At 68.7% G+C, this 15608-nt stretch carries 19 protein-coding genes; 14 read left to right on the forward strand and 5 right to left on the reverse strand.

Annotated elements, in window-relative coordinates:
- Nucleotides 1-13 precede the first annotated feature (13 nt).
- Nucleotides 14-781, reverse strand: coding sequence for an adenosylcobinamide-GDP ribazoletransferase (locus MAA8898_RS03710; protein WP_094019640.1), 768 nt, complete (start codon nucleotides 779-781; stop codon nucleotides 14-16).
- Nucleotides 782-912: 131 nt separating this feature from the next.
- Between MAA8898_RS03710 and alr the strand changes: the two genes are divergently transcribed.
- The 9 genes from alr to MAA8898_RS03755 all read left to right on the forward strand — a co-directional run bounded on the left by alr (nucleotide 913) and on the right by MAA8898_RS03755 (nucleotide 8790).
- Complete coding sequence (alr, locus tag MAA8898_RS03715; protein WP_094019641.1) at nucleotides 913-1950, forward strand: alanine racemase; 1038 nt, start codon at nucleotides 913-915, stop codon at nucleotides 1948-1950.
- A gap of 47 nt (nucleotides 1951-1997) precedes the next feature.
- Nucleotides 1998-2729, forward strand: coding sequence for an MlaE family ABC transporter permease (locus MAA8898_RS03720; RefSeq protein WP_370738611.1), 732 nt, complete (start codon nucleotides 1998-2000; stop codon nucleotides 2727-2729).
- 208 nt (nucleotides 2730-2937) lie between these two features.
- Complete coding sequence (locus tag MAA8898_RS03725) at nucleotides 2938-3684, forward strand: ABC transporter ATP-binding protein (RefSeq protein WP_094019643.1); 747 nt, start codon at nucleotides 2938-2940, stop codon at nucleotides 3682-3684.
- On the forward strand, nucleotides 3681-4067 hold the full coding sequence (locus MAA8898_RS03730) for a hypothetical protein (RefSeq protein WP_245853231.1): 387 nt from the start codon (nucleotides 3681-3683) through the stop codon (nucleotides 4065-4067). The genes MAA8898_RS03725 and MAA8898_RS03730 overlap by 4 nt, the downstream gene beginning before the upstream one ends.
- Nucleotides 4055-4528: a paraquat-inducible protein A gene (locus tag MAA8898_RS03735; RefSeq protein ID WP_245853232.1), complete on the forward strand. Its 474-nt coding sequence runs from the start codon at nucleotides 4055-4057 to the stop codon at nucleotides 4526-4528. Before MAA8898_RS03730 ends, MAA8898_RS03735 begins: the two co-directional genes overlap by 13 nt.
- A gap of 148 nt (nucleotides 4529-4676) precedes the next feature.
- On the forward strand, nucleotides 4677-6044 hold the full coding sequence (radA, locus tag MAA8898_RS03740) for a DNA repair protein RadA (protein ID WP_094019644.1): 1368 nt from the start codon (nucleotides 4677-4679) through the stop codon (nucleotides 6042-6044).
- A 64-nt stretch (nucleotides 6045-6108) separates the two neighbouring features.
- On the forward strand, nucleotides 6109-6666 hold the full coding sequence (locus MAA8898_RS03745; protein WP_094019645.1) for a CvpA family protein: 558 nt from the start codon (nucleotides 6109-6111) through the stop codon (nucleotides 6664-6666).
- A gap of 97 nt (nucleotides 6667-6763) precedes the next feature.
- Nucleotides 6764-8263 (forward strand): amidophosphoribosyltransferase, encoded by a 1500-nt coding sequence (gene purF / locus MAA8898_RS03750; RefSeq protein WP_094019646.1) that lies wholly within the window; start codon nucleotides 6764-6766, stop codon nucleotides 8261-8263.
- A 260-nt stretch (nucleotides 8264-8523) separates the two neighbouring features.
- Nucleotides 8524-8790 (forward strand): hypothetical protein, encoded by a 267-nt coding sequence (locus tag MAA8898_RS03755; protein WP_094019647.1) that lies wholly within the window; start codon nucleotides 8524-8526, stop codon nucleotides 8788-8790.
- Between the two features lie 12 nt (nucleotides 8791-8802).
- On the opposite strand, the gene MAA8898_RS03760 is transcribed toward MAA8898_RS03755, so the two are convergent.
- Nucleotides 8803-9114 carry a hypothetical protein gene (locus tag MAA8898_RS03760; protein ID WP_094019648.1) on the reverse strand — a complete coding sequence of 104 codons (312 nt, stop codon included), beginning with the start codon at nucleotides 9112-9114 and terminating at the stop codon, nucleotides 8803-8805.
- Between the two features lie 96 nt (nucleotides 9115-9210).
- Here MAA8898_RS03760 and MAA8898_RS03765 point away from each other — a divergent pair, with 96 nt between their 5' ends.
- The 5 genes from MAA8898_RS03765 (at nucleotide 9211) to MAA8898_RS03785 (ending at nucleotide 13313) form a co-directional block, all read left to right on the forward strand.
- Nucleotides 9211-9774: a DUF2199 domain-containing protein gene (locus MAA8898_RS03765; protein ID WP_176445064.1), complete on the forward strand. Its 564-nt coding sequence runs from the start codon at nucleotides 9211-9213 to the stop codon at nucleotides 9772-9774.
- Between the two features lie 51 nt (nucleotides 9775-9825).
- Nucleotides 9826-10488: an SDR family NAD(P)-dependent oxidoreductase gene (locus MAA8898_RS03770; protein ID WP_094019650.1), complete on the forward strand. Its 663-nt coding sequence runs from the start codon at nucleotides 9826-9828 to the stop codon at nucleotides 10486-10488.
- A 152-nt stretch (nucleotides 10489-10640) separates the two neighbouring features.
- Nucleotides 10641-11426 carry a 5'/3'-nucleotidase SurE gene (surE, locus tag MAA8898_RS03775; RefSeq protein ID WP_094019651.1) on the forward strand — a complete coding sequence of 262 codons (786 nt, stop codon included), beginning with the start codon at nucleotides 10641-10643 and terminating at the stop codon, nucleotides 11424-11426.
- Nucleotides 11423-12064, forward strand: coding sequence for a protein-L-isoaspartate(D-aspartate) O-methyltransferase (locus tag MAA8898_RS03780; RefSeq protein ID WP_094019652.1), 642 nt, complete (start codon nucleotides 11423-11425; stop codon nucleotides 12062-12064). Before surE ends, MAA8898_RS03780 begins: the two co-directional genes overlap by 4 nt.
- A gap of 79 nt (nucleotides 12065-12143) precedes the next feature.
- Complete coding sequence (locus tag MAA8898_RS03785) at nucleotides 12144-13313, forward strand: peptidoglycan DD-metalloendopeptidase family protein (RefSeq protein ID WP_094019653.1); 1170 nt, start codon at nucleotides 12144-12146, stop codon at nucleotides 13311-13313.
- 19 nt (nucleotides 13314-13332) lie between these two features.
- On the opposite strand, the gene MAA8898_RS03790 is transcribed toward MAA8898_RS03785, so the two are convergent.
- From MAA8898_RS03790 to tatB, 3 genes are read right to left on the reverse strand one after another with little or no spacing between them, the layout of a single operon-like run.
- The gene (locus tag MAA8898_RS03790; RefSeq protein WP_094019654.1) at nucleotides 13333-14181 is read right to left on the reverse strand and encodes an ATP-binding protein; all 849 of its coding nucleotides are present in this window, start codon (nucleotides 14179-14181) and stop codon (nucleotides 13333-13335) included.
- Nucleotides 14178-15122 (reverse strand): twin-arginine translocase subunit TatC, encoded by a 945-nt coding sequence (gene tatC, locus MAA8898_RS03795; protein ID WP_094019655.1) that lies wholly within the window; start codon nucleotides 15120-15122, stop codon nucleotides 14178-14180. Before tatC ends, MAA8898_RS03790 begins: the two co-directional genes overlap by 4 nt.
- Nucleotides 15119-15607 carry a Sec-independent protein translocase protein TatB gene (gene tatB / locus MAA8898_RS03800; RefSeq protein WP_094019656.1) on the reverse strand — a complete coding sequence of 163 codons (489 nt, stop codon included), beginning with the start codon at nucleotides 15605-15607 and terminating at the stop codon, nucleotides 15119-15121. The genes tatC and tatB overlap by 4 nt, the downstream gene beginning before the upstream one ends.
- Nucleotide 15608: the final 1 nt, after the last annotated feature.

The raw sequence follows: 15608 nt of genomic DNA on the forward strand, positions 1-15608 counted from the left end.
CCGGGCGCCGGCGTCAGACCCAGAGCGCCACGCCCAGGTACAGCCCCAGTTCGCCCAGCTGCATCACCCCGCCCAGGCAATCACCAGTATAGCCGCCGATCCGCGCCGCCACGTAGGCGCGGAAGATCTGCGCCAGCACGATGGCGCCGACAAAGCCGCTGATCACCGCCATCGGCCCGGCGACGAACATGGCCGCAGCCATCACCACCAGGGTGGTGGACAGCGCCACGCGGTAGCCGTCCAGCGTCACTTTGGGCACGACCTTCTGCAACCCCTCGCTGCGGGCATGGACCGTCGACCAGGTGACGTGGATGTAGGCCATCCGCCCGACCACGTGGCCAGTCACCAGCACCGCCGCCGCCAGCGCCGGCGACAGGTCCGCCAGAACGGCGAGTTTCAGCGCGATCACCAGGCCGAGCGCCAGCGCGCCATAGGTGCCGGGCTTGCGCCCGTCCATGACGCGCAGCACCTCTGTCCGGTTGCGGCCCACCGCCAGCCCCTCGGCGGCATCGGCCAGGCCCGCCTCGTGGAATCCCGCCGTGATCAGCACCGTCGTGGACAGCGACAGGATCACCGCCACGGTCCAGGGCAACACCTGCGCGCAGGACAGCAGCACCAGCGCGCCGATCGCGCCCACCAGCAGGCCGACCATCGGGTGATACTTGACCGCGCGCACCATCAGGTCATCCGAGCTGGGCAGGTTGCGCGGCACCGGCAGGCGCGTCAGGTATTGCACCGCCAGCAGGAACAGTTCGCCCTCCAGCCGCAGCGCCGCCTGCATCACCCGTCCCTCCCTTGCCCGTGACTGCCCGTGGTCGTGCCAGCATAGGCGGCAATGTGGCGCCGACAAGGGCAGCCTCGTGGCGATTTGGCGCTTGACGCCTGCCGCCACTCTGAAAAAAGACAGGACTCATGGCACAGGCAAAACTCACCATCGATCTCGCGGCGCTGCGCGCCAACTGGCGCGCCCTGGCGCACATGGGGCAGGCCGAGGCCGGCGCCGTGGTCAAGGCGGACGCCTATGGCCTCGGCATCGACGCCGTCGCCCCGGCGCTGGCCGCCGAGGGCGCGCGACGGTTCTTTGTCGCCATCGCCGAAGAAGGTGCCCGGCTGCGCGGCATCCTGGGCCCGGCGCCGGAGATCTGCGTGTTCTCCGGCCACATGGCGGGCGATGCCACGCTGATCCGCGACGCCCAGCTGACGCCGATGCTGAATTCCATCGACCAGATGCTGCGCCATGTCGAGGCGCTGCCCGGTCATGCCTTCGGCATCCAGCTGGACAGCGGCATGAACCGGCTGGGGATGGAGCCCGCCGAATGGCGCGCCCTGCGCGAGATCGCCCTGGCGCAGCGCCCCAGCCTGGTGATGAGCCACCTGGCCTGCGCCGACGAGCCGGGCCACCCGATGAACGATCACCAGCTGCGTGTCTTCCGCGAGATGACCGACGGCATCGCCGCGCCGCGCTCGCTCGCGGCCACCGGCGGCGTGCTGCTGGGGTCGGACTACCACTTCGACGTCACCCGCCCCGGCATCGGCATCTACGGCGGGTTGCCCTTCCTCGACGCGCTGCCCGTCGCCTTTGTCGACATCCCGGTGATCCAGCTGCGCGATGTGCTGCCCGGCGAAACCGTGGGCTACGGCAACACCTGGACCGCCGAGCGCCCCACCCGCGTCGCCACCATCGCCGGCGGTTATGCCGACGGCATCCTGCGCAGCATGAGCCACAAGGCCTTTCTCTGGGCGGGCGAGACGCGCTGCCCGGTGCTGGGCCGCATCTCGATGGACCTGATCGGTGTCGACGTGAGCGCGGTCGAGGGTGAGCCGGAAAGCCTCGAACTGCTCGGCAGGCATCAGAGCGTCGATACGCTGGCCGACTGGGCCGGCAGCATCGGCTACGAGATCCTGACCTCGCTCGGGACGCGCTACGCGCGCGCCTATACCGGCGCGTGACCCTCCTTGCCCCTCTTGGCGCGCTGGGACGGGCCACGCTGGCGCTGATGGCCGCCGTGGGACGGGTGGCGCTGTTTGGCCTCGAAGCGCTGAGCCACGTGCTGCGCCCGCCTTTCTACGCCCGCGAATTCGGCATCGCGCTGATGCAGATCGGCTGGCTGTCGCTGCCGGTGGTCGGCATGACGGCGATCTTCACCGGCGGCGCGCTGGCCTTGCAGATCTACTCCGGCGGCGCGCGCTTCAACGCCGAGGCGGTGGTGCCGCAGATCGTCGCCATCGGCATGGTGCGCGAGTTGGGGCCGGTGCTGGTGGGCCTGATGATCGCCGCGCGCGTGACCTCGAGCATCGCCGCCGAGATCGCCACCATGAAGGTGACCGAGCAGATCGACGCGCTGGTGACGCTGTCCACCCACCCGATGAAATACCTGGTGGCGCCGCGCGTGCTGGCGGCGCTGATCGTGGTGCCGCTGCTGGTGGCGGTGGGCGACGTGATCGGCGTCTTCGGCGGCTACGCGGTGGGGACCGGATCGCTCGGGTTCAACCCGGCCGCCTACCTCAAGAACACGGTCGATTTCCTCGAACCGCTGGACGTGGTGTCCTCGCTGGTCAAGGGCTGCGTGTTCGGCGGGCTGGCGGCGCTGATGGGCTGCTATTTCGGCATGACCTCGGGGCGCGGCGCGCAGGGCGTGGGCCGCGCGACCAAAGGCTCGGTCGAGGCGGCCGCGGTGCTGATCCTCGCGGCGAACTTCCTGCTGACGGGGGCGTTTTTCTCGCTATGAGCCTGTGCGTGCCCTCAAGTTCCGCGCCGCCAAGCGTCTTCGAAGACGCTTTCAAAGCGCGTTCGAACGCGCTTTTGGCGCGAACCGCCGACGCCGGGCAGACGTTGCCCGCCGGCGCACGTCCGTCGGGTTCGCGGCCAAGCGTCTTCAAAGACGCTTGCCAAGCGCGTTCGAACGCGCTTGCGCCCTTGCCGGGGGGCTGTCCAGGATGATCGGTCTTTCGCACGTCTCCAAGGCCTTTGGCGACAACCGCGTGTTGCGCGACGTCGATCTGACGATCGACAAGGGCAGTTCGATGGTCATCATCGGCGGTTCGGGCACCGGCAAATCCGTGCTGCTGAAATGCATCCTCGGGCTTGTCCGCCCCGACGGCGGCACCATCACGCTGGATGGCGAGGATGTAACCAAGGCCGACCGCGACGCCTTTCTCGCGCGCTTTGGCATGCTGTTCCAGGGCGGCGCGCTGTTCGACAGCCTGCCGGTCTGGCAGAACGTCGCCTTTCGGCTGCTTCAGGGACACGACCCTCTGCCCAAGGCGGAAGCGAAGGCGCGGGCTATCGAAAAGCTGCGCCGCGTCGGCCTGAAGCCCGAGGTCGCCGACCGCCTTCCGGCCGAGCTGTCGGGCGGCATGCAGAAACGCGTGGGCCTCGCCCGCGCCATCGCCGCCGAGCCGGAGATCATCTTTTTCGACGAGCCCACCACCGGTCTTGACCCGATCATGGCCGGCGTCATCAACGAGCTGATCCGCAAGATCGTGACCGAGATGGGCGTCACCGCCATAACCATCACCCATGACATGACCAGCGTGCGCGCCATCGCCGACCGGGTGGCGATGCTGCATGATGGCGTCATCCAGTGGACCGGCCCGATCGGCGACCTCGACCAGAGCGGCGACCCTTGCGTCGACCAGTTCATCGCCGGCCGGGCCGAAGGGCCGATCGAGGCCGTGCGATGATGCCGCTCTTTCAGCCCGACCTGGTGGTGCTGGGCTTTCTCATCGCCAAGAAGTTCGTCTACCTCGAAGTGTTGGCGGTGCTGGCCGCGATCCGCGTGCTTGCCGCGCGGGGCGCGGCGCGCGGGTTCGCGCTGCTGGCGCTGCTGGCGGCGCTGGCGGGGGTGGCCACCATCCTCGCCCCCGCCGCGGGGCTGACTTCGGGGCCGCTCTACGTCTCGGCCGCGCGTTTCATGTCGCTGGGCTCGGGCATGGTGCCGCTGCTGACGGCTTCGGCGCTGTTGCTGCTCAGCGCGCTCGCCCCGGGCGCGCGCTGGCGCTGGATCGACAGGGTGCACGTCGCCATGCTGCTGGTCTTCCTCGGCCTGTGGTGGTGGACCACGTGACCCTCGACCGGACTGCCCTGCGGCGCCACCTGCGCTGGCTCAACCTGACGCTGCTGGTGCTCTACCCGGTGTCCTGGTTCGCGCCGCTGCTGCGCGCGGGCTTCCTGCCGCTGTTCGGGATGAGCGAGATCAGCGTGATCTCGGGGCTTCAGGCGCTGTGGGAATCGGACGTGGTGCTGGCGCTGGTGGTGACGCTGCTGGCGCTGTTTGCGCCGCTGATCAAGACGCTGGGGCTGGCCTTGGTGCAGTTCGACCTCTTGGACCGCCGCACCCTGCCCGCGCTGGAGATCACCGGCAAGCTGGCGATGGCGGACATCTTCCTCGTGGCGCTCTACATCACCGTGTTCAAGGGCATGGGCGTGGGTCGGATCGACGTGGCCTGGGGGTTCTACCTGTTCACCGCCTGCATCCTGGCCTCGGTCGTGCTGGGGATCGCCGAGAAACGCACGCCCTCGGCCTGACGGCTGGAAAGTCGGGGGCGCTGCCCCCCTGGCGCCTGCGGCGCCATTCCCCCCGGGAGTATTTGCGCAGAGAAGAAACGCGCGCGCGCCATTGGCCCGGGCGGCGCGATGCGGCATAAGCCCGTCACCCGATGTTCGCGGAGAGACCATGGCCAAAGCCACCACCCGTTTCGTCTGCCAGTCCTGCGGCGCCGTCGGCACCAAGTGGGCCGGCCGCTGCGAGACCTGCGGCGAATGGAACTGCATCGTCGAGGAGGCGCCGCTGAGCCAGGGGCCCGCGGGCAAGTCGCTGGGCGGCGCGCGCGGGCGCAAGCTGGCGCTGAGCGCGCTGTCGGCGCGCGAGGCGCCGCCGCCGCGCACCGCCTGCGGGATGGACGAGTTCGACCGGGTGCTGGGCGGCGGTCTGGTGCCCGCCAGCGCGGTGCTGGTGGGCGGTGATCCCGGCATCGGCAAATCCACCCTGTTGTTGCAGGCGGCGGCCGCCTTTGCCCGCGCGGGGCTCAAGACGGTCTACATCTCGGGCGAGGAGGCCAGCGCCCAGGTGCGGCTGCGCGCGCAGCGGCTGGGCCTGTCGGACGCGCCGGTGAAGCTCGCGACCGAGACCAACCTGCGCGACATCCTGACCACGCTGGACGAGGAACGCCCCGACCTGACCATCATCGATTCGATCCAGACCATGTGGGCCGACACGGTGGACAGCGCGCCGGGATCGGTCAGCCAGGTGCGCGGCGCCGCGCACGAGCTGACCACCTTTGCCAAGCGCAGCGGCGGCAGCGTCATGCTGGTGGGCCATGTCACCAAGGACGGCCAGATCGCAGGACCCCGCGTGGTCGAGCACATGGTCGACACCGTGCTCTATTTCGAGGGCGAGCGCGGCCACCAGTTCCGCATCCTGCGCAGCGTCAAGAACCGTTTCGGCCCGACCGACGAGATCGGCGTGTTCGAGATGACCGGCGGCGGGCTGTCGGAGGTGGCCAACCCCTCGGCGCTGTTCCTGTCCGAGCGCGGCCAGCCGGCGCCTGGATCGGTCGTCTTTGCCGGGATCGAGGGCACGCGGCCGGTGCTGGTGGAGTTCCAGGCGCTGGTCGCCCCCTCGCCGCACAGTCAGCCGCGGCGCTCGGTCGTGGGCTGGGACGGCGGGCGGCTGGCTATGATCCTCGCCGTGCTCGAATCGCGCTGCGGCATCCCCTTTGCCGGGCTCGATGTCTATCTCAACGTCGCCGGCGGGCTGCGCGTGACCGAGCCGGCGGCCGATCTGGCTGTGGCGGCTGCGCTACTTTCCGCCCGCGAGGACGCGGCGCTGCCCCCCGATACTGTCGTTTTCGGCGAAATCAGCCTATCAGGGAGCCTGCGTCCGGTCGGCCAGTCCGAAAACCGATTGAAAGAGGCGCGCAAACTTGGTTTCTCCACGGCGATCCTGCCGCAAGGGGGAAAGGCCACGGCTGCGGACGGCATGACGCTGTCGGTGATGCCGGACCTGGCCACCTTCACCGGCGCGATCTTCGGCGCCGGGTGAGACCGGGGAACGACAGGCACCAGGACGGCCCCCGCGGCCGGTTTGAAAGAGGCGAGCGAGGCTGATGGAAGGATTTACGATCGTCGACGGCGTGGTGGGGGTCATCATCCTGCTCTCGGCGCTGCTGGCCTATGCCCGCGGCCTGGTCCGCGAGGCCATGGCCATCCTTGGCTGGATCGCGGCGGCCATCGTCGCCTTCCTGTTCGCCGGACAGGTGCAACCGCTGGTCAAGGAGATCCCGGTGATCGGCGATTTCCTGGCCGACAGCTGCGAATTGTCGGTGATCGCCAGCTTTGCCGCGATCTTCACCGTGGCCCTGGTGGTGGTGTCGCTGTTCACGCCGCTGTTCTCCTCGATCATCAAGCGTTCGGCGCTGGGCGGGCTCGACCAGGCGCTGGGCTTTCTCTTTGGCGTGGCGCGCGGCGTGCTGCTGGTGGCGATCGCCTTCTTCGTCTACCAGACGGTGATCACCGCGCAGGACATCCCGATGATCAACGACTCGCGCTCGGCGGCGGTCTTTGCCCGCTTCACCACCCGCATCGAGGAACAGAACCCCGAACAGGCGCTGGGCTGGATCACCGCGCAATACGAACAACTTGTGAGCATCTGCGACGCACCGTGACGCGGCCCGACGCCGCGCTCATGGAATCGTTTCGTGACAAGCGGGCCTCGCCGCACTAGACCTTGCTGCACCTGCACAGCGGATTCGGAGCTGCCTCTTGTCCGACCTCCATTTCCCTCCCGCCCATCCGTTCGACTTCGACGCGGTCCGTGATCCGGACAGCGACGACAAGCTGAAGGAAGAGTGCGGCATCTTCGGCGTGGTCGGCATGACCGACGCCGCCAATTTCGTCGCCCTCGGCCTGCATGCGCTCCAGCATCGCGGCCAGGAGGCGGGCGGCATCGTGTCCTACCACGCCGACCACGGATTCACATCGGCGCGGCGCTTTGGCTACGTGCGCGACAACTTCACCAAGCAGTCGCTGATGGAAACGCTGCCCGGCGGCATCGCCATCGGCCACGTGCGCTATTCCACCGCCGGATCGAAGGGCCAGACCCAGATCCGCGACGTGCAACCCTTCTTTGGCGAATTCAGCATGGGCGGCGCGGCCATCGCGCACAACGGCAACATAACGAATGCCGAGGCGCTGCGCCGCGAGTTGATCGAGCGGGGCTCGATCTTTCAGTCCTCCTCGGACAGCGAATGCATCATCCACCTGATGGCCCGCTCGCTGCAGCGCGACATTCCCGCCCGGATGGAGGACGCGCTGCGCCGGGTCGAGGGCGCGTTTTCCGTCGTCGCCATGACACGGACCAAGCTGATCGGGGTGCGCGACCCGCTGGGCGTGCGCCCGCTGGTGCTGGGCAAGCTGGGCGATGGCTGGGTGCTGTCGTCGGAAACCTGCGCGCTGGACATCATCGGCGCCGACTTCGTGCGCGAGATCGAACCGGGCGAGATGGTGGTGATCACCGCCGACAAGGGCGTCGAATCGATCCGCCCCTTCCGGCCGCAGAAACCGCGCTTCTGCATCTTTGAACACGTCTATTTCTCGCGCCCCGATTCGATCATCGGCGGCCGCTCGGTCTATGAGACCCGCCGCCAGATCGGCGTGGAACTGGCGCGCGAGGCGCCGGTCGAGGCCGACCTGGTGTGCCCGGTGCCCGACAGCGGCACCCCCGCCGCCATCGGCTTTGCCCACGAATCGGGCATCCCCTACGGCATGGGCATCATCCGCAACCAGTACATGGGCCGCACCTTCATCGAGCCGACCGAGCAGATCCGCAACATGGGCGTGCGGCTCAAGCTAAACGTCAACCGCGCGCTGATCCAGGGCAAGAAGGTGATCCTGGTCGACGATTCGGTCGTGCGCGGCACCACCAGCCGCAAGATCAAGGAGATGATCCTCGATGCCGGCGCGGCCGAGGTGCATTTCCGCATCGCCAGCCCGCCCACCGCCTGGCCCTGTTTCTACGGTGTCGACACGCCGCAGCGGGAAAAGCTGCTGGCCGCCACCATGTCCGAGGACGAGATGCGCGAGCATCTCGGCGTCGACAGCCTCAAGTTCATCTCGCTCGACGGGCTCTACCGCGCCGTGGGCGAGGCCTCGGGCCGCGACGCCAAGTGCCCGCAATACTGCGACGCCTGCTTCTCGGGCGAATACCCGGTGGAACCCGCCGACATGATCGAAAAGGGTTTCCAGATGAAGGCGGCAGAGTAGGCACCGGAACCGCCCGCGCTTCCTGATCCACCCGGCCTGACCGGCGCCTTCTTGCGCAGGGGTCGGCGGGTGGGCGCCTTCGGCCGTCAGGCCGAACAGAGCCACCCGACGACCAAACCGGAAAACCGGCGGACACCTGCCCGCCACCCCCTGCTTTCGGCAATCCGCCGCAGACGCCCCGGCCCGCGCGCCTGCCCCCGCTTTCCCTCAATGCTGCAGCGCAGTATCGCCCGCGCTCCAGTCACAGAGGCAGAGAATCCATGGCCCAGGAAACCGAAACACCGGCGGAAGTCACCGCCGCCGCGACAATGACCGCAACCGGCAGGCTCGACACGCTCATCCTGCTCGGCACCTTCGGCTCGGGCGAAGCGCCCAGGGCGCTGATCCGCACCGCCAAGGGCGAGGTCGTGGCGCTCAAGGTCGGCGACAAGATCGGCCGCGAGCCCGTGGTCGCGATCGAGGAAGGCCGCATCGGCCTTGTCCGCAACGGCGAGACGCGCTGGCTCAGCCAGCCGCTGGCCAATTGAGACGGCCCTGCGTCAGCTGGTGACCGCGCGACAGCGCGACCAGCTGACCGGCGTGCCGCCGTCAAAGCTGACCAGCACCTCTTCGTCCGACAGCTGCTGCACCACCACCGCCTGCCCCGCGTCGCGCCCACCTTCGGGCATCGTGAATTCATAGCGGTGGCGGCTGTACTGCCCGTCCGTCTCGATCCCCGAAGGCGCCAGCACCCGGGCGCCGCGGATCGTCAGGCTCTGCCCGTCGGGCCCGCACCATTCGCCGCTGATCTCGTCCGCCGCCGCCAGCCCCGGCAGCAGCGCCAGGCAGATCGCCAATACCCGTACCCACATTGCAGACCCTCCCCGCCAAGGCCCCCATCCTGCCGCATCGCCCCGCGCCTGCCCAGCCCCCTTGACCGCAGGCGCATGGCCCGGCACACCGCGCGCATGAGCCTTCTTGCCCTCGACAGCCGCTGGCGGCGCTTCAACGATCCCGACCGCGCCTGCCCCTGCTGCGGGCGGCGCTTTCCCGGCATTTTCGACATCGGCTTTGACGCGCCCGACGCCTGGCCCCACAGCCCCCGCCCGGAAGGCGGCGAGGTCGAGACCGATGGCGACCGCCTCGCCTCCGAGTTTGCCCGCGTGCAGGGCCGCTATTTCCTGCGCGGCGGGCTGCTGCTGCCCCTGCGCGGCAGCGACGAGCACTTCGCCTTCGGTCCCTGGGCCGAGGTGCCTGAAGCGGCATTCCGCGCCTGCCTCGCCAGCATCGAGGACCCGACGCAGCCCTTTGCCCCGGCCGACGCAATGCTGGCCAACACCCTGCCCGGGTTCGACGACAGCGCCGACACCCCGCTGACTGTCACCCTGCCCGACCCGGCGCAGCGCCCGCTGTTCACCGCCACCGACGGCCCGCTGGCCGAGGCGCAGGCGCAGGGCCTCAGTTTCGACGATCTCCTGGACCTCTACGCCGCCTTCGGCGACGACATCCGCCCGCATCTTGTCGCAGACTGACACCGCGCGCGCCGCTTGACCGCGCCGCGAAAGCCCGGCACATCAGCCGCCATGACCCAGCTTGCCCTCATCACCGGCGCCTCCCGCGGCCTCGGCTTCGCCCTGGCCGAGGCGCTTGCGCCCTCGCATCACGTCATCGCCGTCGCCCGCACCGTGGGTGGTCTCGAGGAACTCGACGACCGCATCCAGGCCAAGGGCGGCAGCGCCACGCTGGCGCCGATGGATGTCTGCGACCGCGACGCCATGGCCCATCTCTGCCGCTCGATCCATGACCGCTGGTCGCCCGAGATCGCCGCCGGCGACGCCGTCCTGTCGCTCTGGGCGCATACTGCCGTTCATGCCAGCGCGCTGACCCCCGCGCCGCACATCGAGCCCAAGGAATGGCGCAAGGCGCTGGCCACCAACGTCGATGCCATGGGCCACCTGATCCCCTTCATCGCCCCGCTTCTGGGCGAGACCGGCACCGCGCTGTTCTTCGACGATCCGCGCGGCGGAGAAAAGTTCTACGGCTACTACGGCACGACCAAGGCCGCGCAGATCGCGCTGGCGCACAGCTGGGCCGCCGAAAGCGCGCGCACCGGCCCCCGGGTCCGCGTCCTGACGCCGAACCCCATGGCCACCGCCACCCGCGCGCGCTTTCACCCCGGCGAAAACCGCGACCGGCTCGCCACGCCCGAGGCCGAGGCGCAGAGGCTGCTGGCCACCCTCGCCTGAGACCGGGACACACACCGCCCACACGATCCACCGCCGCCGAACGCGCCCGCCCTGCCCGGCGCAACGGGGCCGTGCCCGGCAGGGCGTGCCCGCCGCTTGCCCCGGTGTCCCCCTTTGACTAGAGAGGGAGAAACAACATCAGGCGGCTGTCCATGCGCATCCTCATCACCAACGACGACGGCATCAACGCGCCAGGCCTCAAGGTGCTCGCGCGGATCGCGCGCGACCTGGTCGGGCCGGACGGCGAGGTCTGGACCGTCGCCCCCGCCTTTGAGCAGTCCGGCGTCGGGCATTGCATCTCCTACACCCACCCGACGATGATCGCCAAGCTCGACGATCACACCTTCGCCGCCGAGGGCAGCCCGGCCGACTGCGTCCTTGCCGGGCTGCATGACGTGCTCAAGGACACCCCGCCCGACCTCGTGCTGTCGGGCGTCAACCGGGGCAACAACTCGGCCGAGAACGCGCTCTATTCCGGCACGCTGGGCGGTGCGCTCGAGGCCGCGCTCCAGGGCCTGCCCGCCGTGGCGCTGTCGCAATATTACGGGCCGGACAACGCGCTGGCCGACAATCCCTTTGACGCGGCCGAACGCCACGGCGCCGCAGTGGTCCGCCGCATCCTCGCCGCCGAACCGCCGCGCCAGACCGGCTACCGGCTGTTCTACAACGTGAATTTCCCCCCCGTTTCGGCCGCAGCCGTGCGTGGCCTGGTGGCAGCACCCCAGGGCCTGCGCCGCAACACGCGCTTTTCGGTCGAAGTCACCCATTCCCCCTCGGGCCGCCGCTTTCTCTGGGTCCAGGGCGGCGACCAGCGCGCCGAGACCGAGGCAGGCTGCGACGCCGACATGAACCTCAAGGGCTACATCACCGTCACGCCGATGCGCGCCGACCTGACCGACCACGCCGCGTTGACAGCCCTGAGGGACGCGCTTGGATGAGCTTCGACGCCGAAGCCAAGATGCAGTTCGTCTATGCGTTGCGGTCCAAGGGCGTGACAGACAAGACCGTGCTCGGCGCGATGGAGCGGATCGACCGCGGCCTGTTCATCCAGGGCTATTTCGCCGAACGCGCCTATGATGACATGCCCCTGCCGATCGCCTGCGGCCAGACCATTTCGCAGCCCTCGGTCGTCGGGCTGATGACCCAGGCGCTGAAGGTCGGGCCGCGCGACAAGGTGCTCGAGGTGGGCACCGGCTCGGGCTACCAGGCGGCGATCCTGTCGCTGCTGGCCCGCCGGGTCTACACGGTGGACCGTCACCGCCGGCTGGTGATGGCGGCGCGCGCCATCTTCGACCAGCTGGAACTGGCCAACATCACCGCCTTCACCGCCGACGGATCGTTCGGATTGCCCGATCAGGCGCCGTTTGACCGCATCCTTGTGACCGCCGCCGCCGAAGATCCCCCCGGCCCCCTATTGGCGCAACTGAAGATTGGCGGTATCATGGTCGTGCCGGTGGGACAGTCCGATGCCGTGCAGCACCTGATCCGCGTCACGCGGACCGAAGACGGGTTCGAATACGACGAACTGCGGCCCGTACGCTTCGTTCCGCTGGTCGAAGGACTGGGCAAGGATTGACCCATGGGCGTGGCGTCGATCTGCGCGCCGCCCACCCAGTGAAGCCCCGGACACAAGGGGCGCATGCGAGGATATCGAGATGAACTCAGTCTTCCGCCCCATGACGGCCCTTGCCCTTGTCTCGCTGCTGTCGGCCTGCGCCGGCGGGCTTGACCTGGACCTTCGCAACGACATCGGCGGCACCGTCGACACTTCGGACGCAGCGCTGAAGGCCACCGCCGATCGGCCCGCGCCGGACACCCGCGGCATCATCTCCTACCCCAGTTACCAGGTCGCCGTGGCGCGGCGCGGCGACACGCTGGCCGATGTCGCCTCGCGCATCGGCCTGCCGGCGAACGAGCTGGGCCGCTACAACGGCATCGCCCCGAACGACCCGCTGCGCCAGGGCGAGATCGTCGCCCTGCCCCGCCGCGTGGCCGAACCCTCGCCCGCCACCGGCGCCGCCGTCACCGGCCCGATCCGCCCGGCGTCTTCGGTCGACGTGACCACGCTGGCCTCCAACGCCATCGACAGCGCCCCCGACAGCATCCGCCGCGACGCCAGCCGCGCGCCCCAGACCGGGGTCGAACCGGTCCGGCACAAGGTGGCGCGGGGCGAAACCGCCTTTACCATCGCCCGGCTCTACAACGTCTCGCCGCGCGCCCTGGCGGACTGGAACGGCCTCGACAGCAGCTTCAAGATCCGCGAAGGACAGTACCTGCTGATCCCGGCGGCCGACGAAACCGCGCGCCGCACTGCCGCCGTGGTGCCCGCGCCGGGCGCCGGATCACCCACGCCGGTGCCGCCCTCCGCCGCGACGCCGCTGCCCGACCAGACCCCGCCGCCGCGCACCGCCGCCGTGGAGAAACCCGCGGCCCCCGTTGTCGACATCGGCCAGAGCGCGGCCAAGGCCAAGGGCAGCATGTCGATGCCCGTTTCCGGCCCGATCATCCGCGAATACAGCCCCGGCTCGAACCCCGGCATCGACATTGGCGGATCGCCAGGCACGCCTGTCGTGGCCGCAGCGGATGGCACAGTAATTAAAGTAAGCAAACGAACAGACGGCCAGAGCTTTCTGTTCATTCAGCATCCCAGCCAAAAAGTCTTTTCCGTGTACCAGAATATTGCGGACATCAGCGTCGAGGACGGCCAAGCTGTCCGCAAAGGCGATCAGATTGCCCGTATTGCTCCCGGGTCCTCGGCGTACTTGCACTTCAGAGTATATAAAGACGCCAACACAAGTGTCGACCCTTTGGAATACCTGCAATAACCCGGCAAGAGGGGCGTGGTCAGCGCAGCGCCACGCCCTTGCGGCCGGCCAGATCGGTAAAGAACTGCCAGGCCACCCGGCCCGACCGCGCGCCGCGCGTCGCCTGCCACTCGATCGCCCCGGCGCGCAGCTCCTCGTCGCTCACCTTGACGCCCCAGGCGTCGCAATAGCCGCGGATCATCGCCAGGTATTCGTCCTGCGTGCAGGCGTGGAACCCCAGCCACAGCCCGAACCGATCGGACAGAGAGACCTTTTCCTCGACCGCCTCGGAGGGGTTGATGGCGCTGGAGCGCTCGTTCTCGATCATGTCGCGCGGCATCAGGTGGCGGCGGTTGGAGGTGGCGTAAAAGATCACATTCTCCGGCCGCCCCTCGATGCCGCCGTCCAGCACCGCCTTGAGACTCTTGTAATGCTGGTCGTCGTGGCTGAACGACAGGTCGTCGCAGAACAGAACAAAGCGGCTGTCCGACCCGCGCAGCACGTTCAGCAGCCGCGCCACCGACGGCAGGTCCTCGCGCTGCAACTCGACCAGCTTCAGCTCCAGACCCTCTGCCTGAATTGCGGCGTGTACCGCCTTGACCACGCTGGATTTTCCCATGCCGCGCGCACCCCAGAGCAGGGCATTGTTGGCGGGCAATCCGCGGGCGAACTGCCGGGTGTTCTCCAGCAGCGTGTCGCGCGCGCGGTCGATCCCCACCAGCAGGCCCAGGTCCACCCGGCTCACCTGCGGCACGGGTTCCAGCCGGTCCGGCTCGACGTGCCAGACAAAGGCCTCGGCGGTGTCGAACCTCGGGGCCGCCTGCGGCGCCGGAGCCATCCGCTCCAGCGCCCCGGCGATGCGCTCCAGCGCAGCCAGCCGTCGCTTCATTTCCTGTCGTCCTCGTCGAACTCGGCCAGCAGCGGATCGTTGGTCATGTCCGGTTCGTCCTCGAACCACAGGCCCTGCGCGCGCAACTCTTTTTCACGCTTCGTCTCGACCCGGCGCACCAGGAAGATCGAGATCTCGTAAAGGCCATAGACCACGACAAACAGGATCACCTGCGTGATGACGTCGGGCGGCGTGACCACCGCCGCCAGCACCAGGATGCCGACGATGGCGTATTTGCGGACGTTGCCCAGCCCCTCGGCCGACACCAGCCCGGCCTTGCCCATCAGCGTCAGCAGCACCGGCAGCTGGAAACACAGGCCAAAGGCCATGATGAAGACCAGCGTGATGTGCAGCGATTCGTTGACCTTGCCAAAGAAGGTGATGCGCAGGCCGCTGTCCGTCGCCGGCACCATGGCCGCCGTGGTCCCGTCCGCCGCCGGCACGTCGACCGCGCCGGTCAGCAGGTTGGCAAAGATCGAACTGACGTCGGCAAAACCCAGGAAGAACTGCATCGCCAGCGGCGTCACCACGAAATGGGCAAAGCTGGCGCCCAGAATGAACATCACCGGCGACGCGATCATGAACGGCAGGAAGGCGTTCTTTTCCGACCGGTACAGCCCCGGCGCGACAAAGCGCCAGAGCTGGTAGGAGATCACCGGGAACGCCAGGCCAAAGCCGAACACCATCGAGATGCGGAACAGCACGAACAGGTATTCCTGCGGGCTGGTGTATTGCAGCGTCGGCGACGGGTCGCCCAGGTTGCGCAGCGTTTCCTCGATCGGGTGCAGCAGGAATTGCAGGATCGGCTCGGCCACCAGAAAGGCCAGGATCACCCCCACAAGGAAGGCGATCACCGAATGGATCAGCCGCGTGCGCAGCTCGGCCAGGTGCTCGATCAGCGGCGCCGAGCTGTCCTCGATCTCGTCGTTGGCATCGCTCATGCCTTGTCCTGTCCTTCTGCACTGGCCCCGGGCGCGGGTTCGGGCGCCGGCTCGGCCTCCGCCTTCATCGCGGCCTCAAGCGCGTCGGCGCGGCGCAGCGCCTCGTCGGCCTCGCGCTTCTTGCGCTCGGCGGCGGCGCGGGCGGCGTTGGCCTCGATCTTCTTCTTGGCGTCCTCGCGTTCCTTGGCCAGCTTGCCGGTCTCGCTCTTGGGGTCGAGGTTGGTCATCGACCGCGCCGCATCGCGGACGCCGTCCATGGCACTGTTGACCGGGTTGGCCGCGTTCTTGATCGTCTTGGCGACATCCCGCACGCCGGATTCGTCCGCGGCCTCGTTCATGGCCCGGCTGAATTCACGGGCCATGCCGCGCGCCTTGCCCATGAACCGGCCCACGTTGCGGAACAGCACCGGCAGCTCCTTGGGACCGACGACAATCAGCGCCACGATCCCGATCAGCAGCAGCTCGCCGAAGCCGAAATCGAACATG

Origin of the sequence: Antarctobacter aquimaris, assembly GCF_900184945.1 — a bacterium.
Lineage (GTDB): Bacteria > Pseudomonadota > Alphaproteobacteria > Rhodobacterales > Rhodobacteraceae > Maliponia > Maliponia aquimaris.

Excerpts from the sequence above, each read along its gene's own strand:
- MAA8898_RS03710 (WP_094019640.1), bottom strand. The coding sequence starts at position 781 with ATGCAGGCGGCGCTGCGGCTGGAGGGCGAACTGTTCCTGCTGGCGGTG.
- alr (WP_094019641.1), top strand. The coding sequence starts at position 913 with ATGGCACAGGCAAAACTCACCATCGATCTCGCGGCGCTGCGCGCCAAC.
- MAA8898_RS03720 (WP_370738611.1), top strand. The coding sequence starts at position 1,998 with ATGGCCGCCGTGGGACGGGTGGCGCTGTTTGGCCTCGAAGCGCTGAGC.
- MAA8898_RS03725 (WP_094019643.1), top strand. The coding sequence starts at position 2,938 with ATGATCGGTCTTTCGCACGTCTCCAAGGCCTTTGGCGACAACCGCGTG.
- MAA8898_RS03730 (WP_245853231.1), top strand. The coding sequence starts at position 3,681 with ATGATGCCGCTCTTTCAGCCCGACCTGGTGGTGCTGGGCTTTCTCATC.
- radA (WP_094019644.1), top strand. The coding sequence starts at position 4,677 with ATGGCCAAAGCCACCACCCGTTTCGTCTGCCAGTCCTGCGGCGCCGTC.
- MAA8898_RS03745 (WP_094019645.1), top strand. The coding sequence starts at position 6,109 with ATGGAAGGATTTACGATCGTCGACGGCGTGGTGGGGGTCATCATCCTG.
- MAA8898_RS03755 (WP_094019647.1), top strand. The coding sequence starts at position 8,524 with ATGGCCCAGGAAACCGAAACACCGGCGGAAGTCACCGCCGCCGCGACA.
- MAA8898_RS03760 (WP_094019648.1), bottom strand. The coding sequence starts at position 9,114 with ATGTGGGTACGGGTATTGGCGATCTGCCTGGCGCTGCTGCCGGGGCTG.
- MAA8898_RS03765 (WP_176445064.1), top strand. The coding sequence starts at position 9,211 with ATGAGCCTTCTTGCCCTCGACAGCCGCTGGCGGCGCTTCAACGATCCC.
- MAA8898_RS03770 (WP_094019650.1), top strand. The coding sequence starts at position 9,826 with ATGACCCAGCTTGCCCTCATCACCGGCGCCTCCCGCGGCCTCGGCTTC.
- surE (WP_094019651.1), top strand. The coding sequence starts at position 10,641 with ATGCGCATCCTCATCACCAACGACGACGGCATCAACGCGCCAGGCCTC.
- MAA8898_RS03780 (WP_094019652.1), top strand. The coding sequence starts at position 11,423 with ATGAGCTTCGACGCCGAAGCCAAGATGCAGTTCGTCTATGCGTTGCGG.
- MAA8898_RS03785 (WP_094019653.1), top strand. The coding sequence starts at position 12,144 with ATGAACTCAGTCTTCCGCCCCATGACGGCCCTTGCCCTTGTCTCGCTG.
- MAA8898_RS03790 (WP_094019654.1), bottom strand. The coding sequence starts at position 14,181 with ATGAAGCGACGGCTGGCTGCGCTGGAGCGCATCGCCGGGGCGCTGGAG.
- tatC (WP_094019655.1), bottom strand. The coding sequence starts at position 15,122 with ATGAGCGATGCCAACGACGAGATCGAGGACAGCTCGGCGCCGCTGATC.
- tatB (WP_094019656.1), bottom strand. The coding sequence starts at position 15,607 with ATGTTCGATTTCGGCTTCGGCGAGCTGCTGCTGATCGGGATCGTGGCG.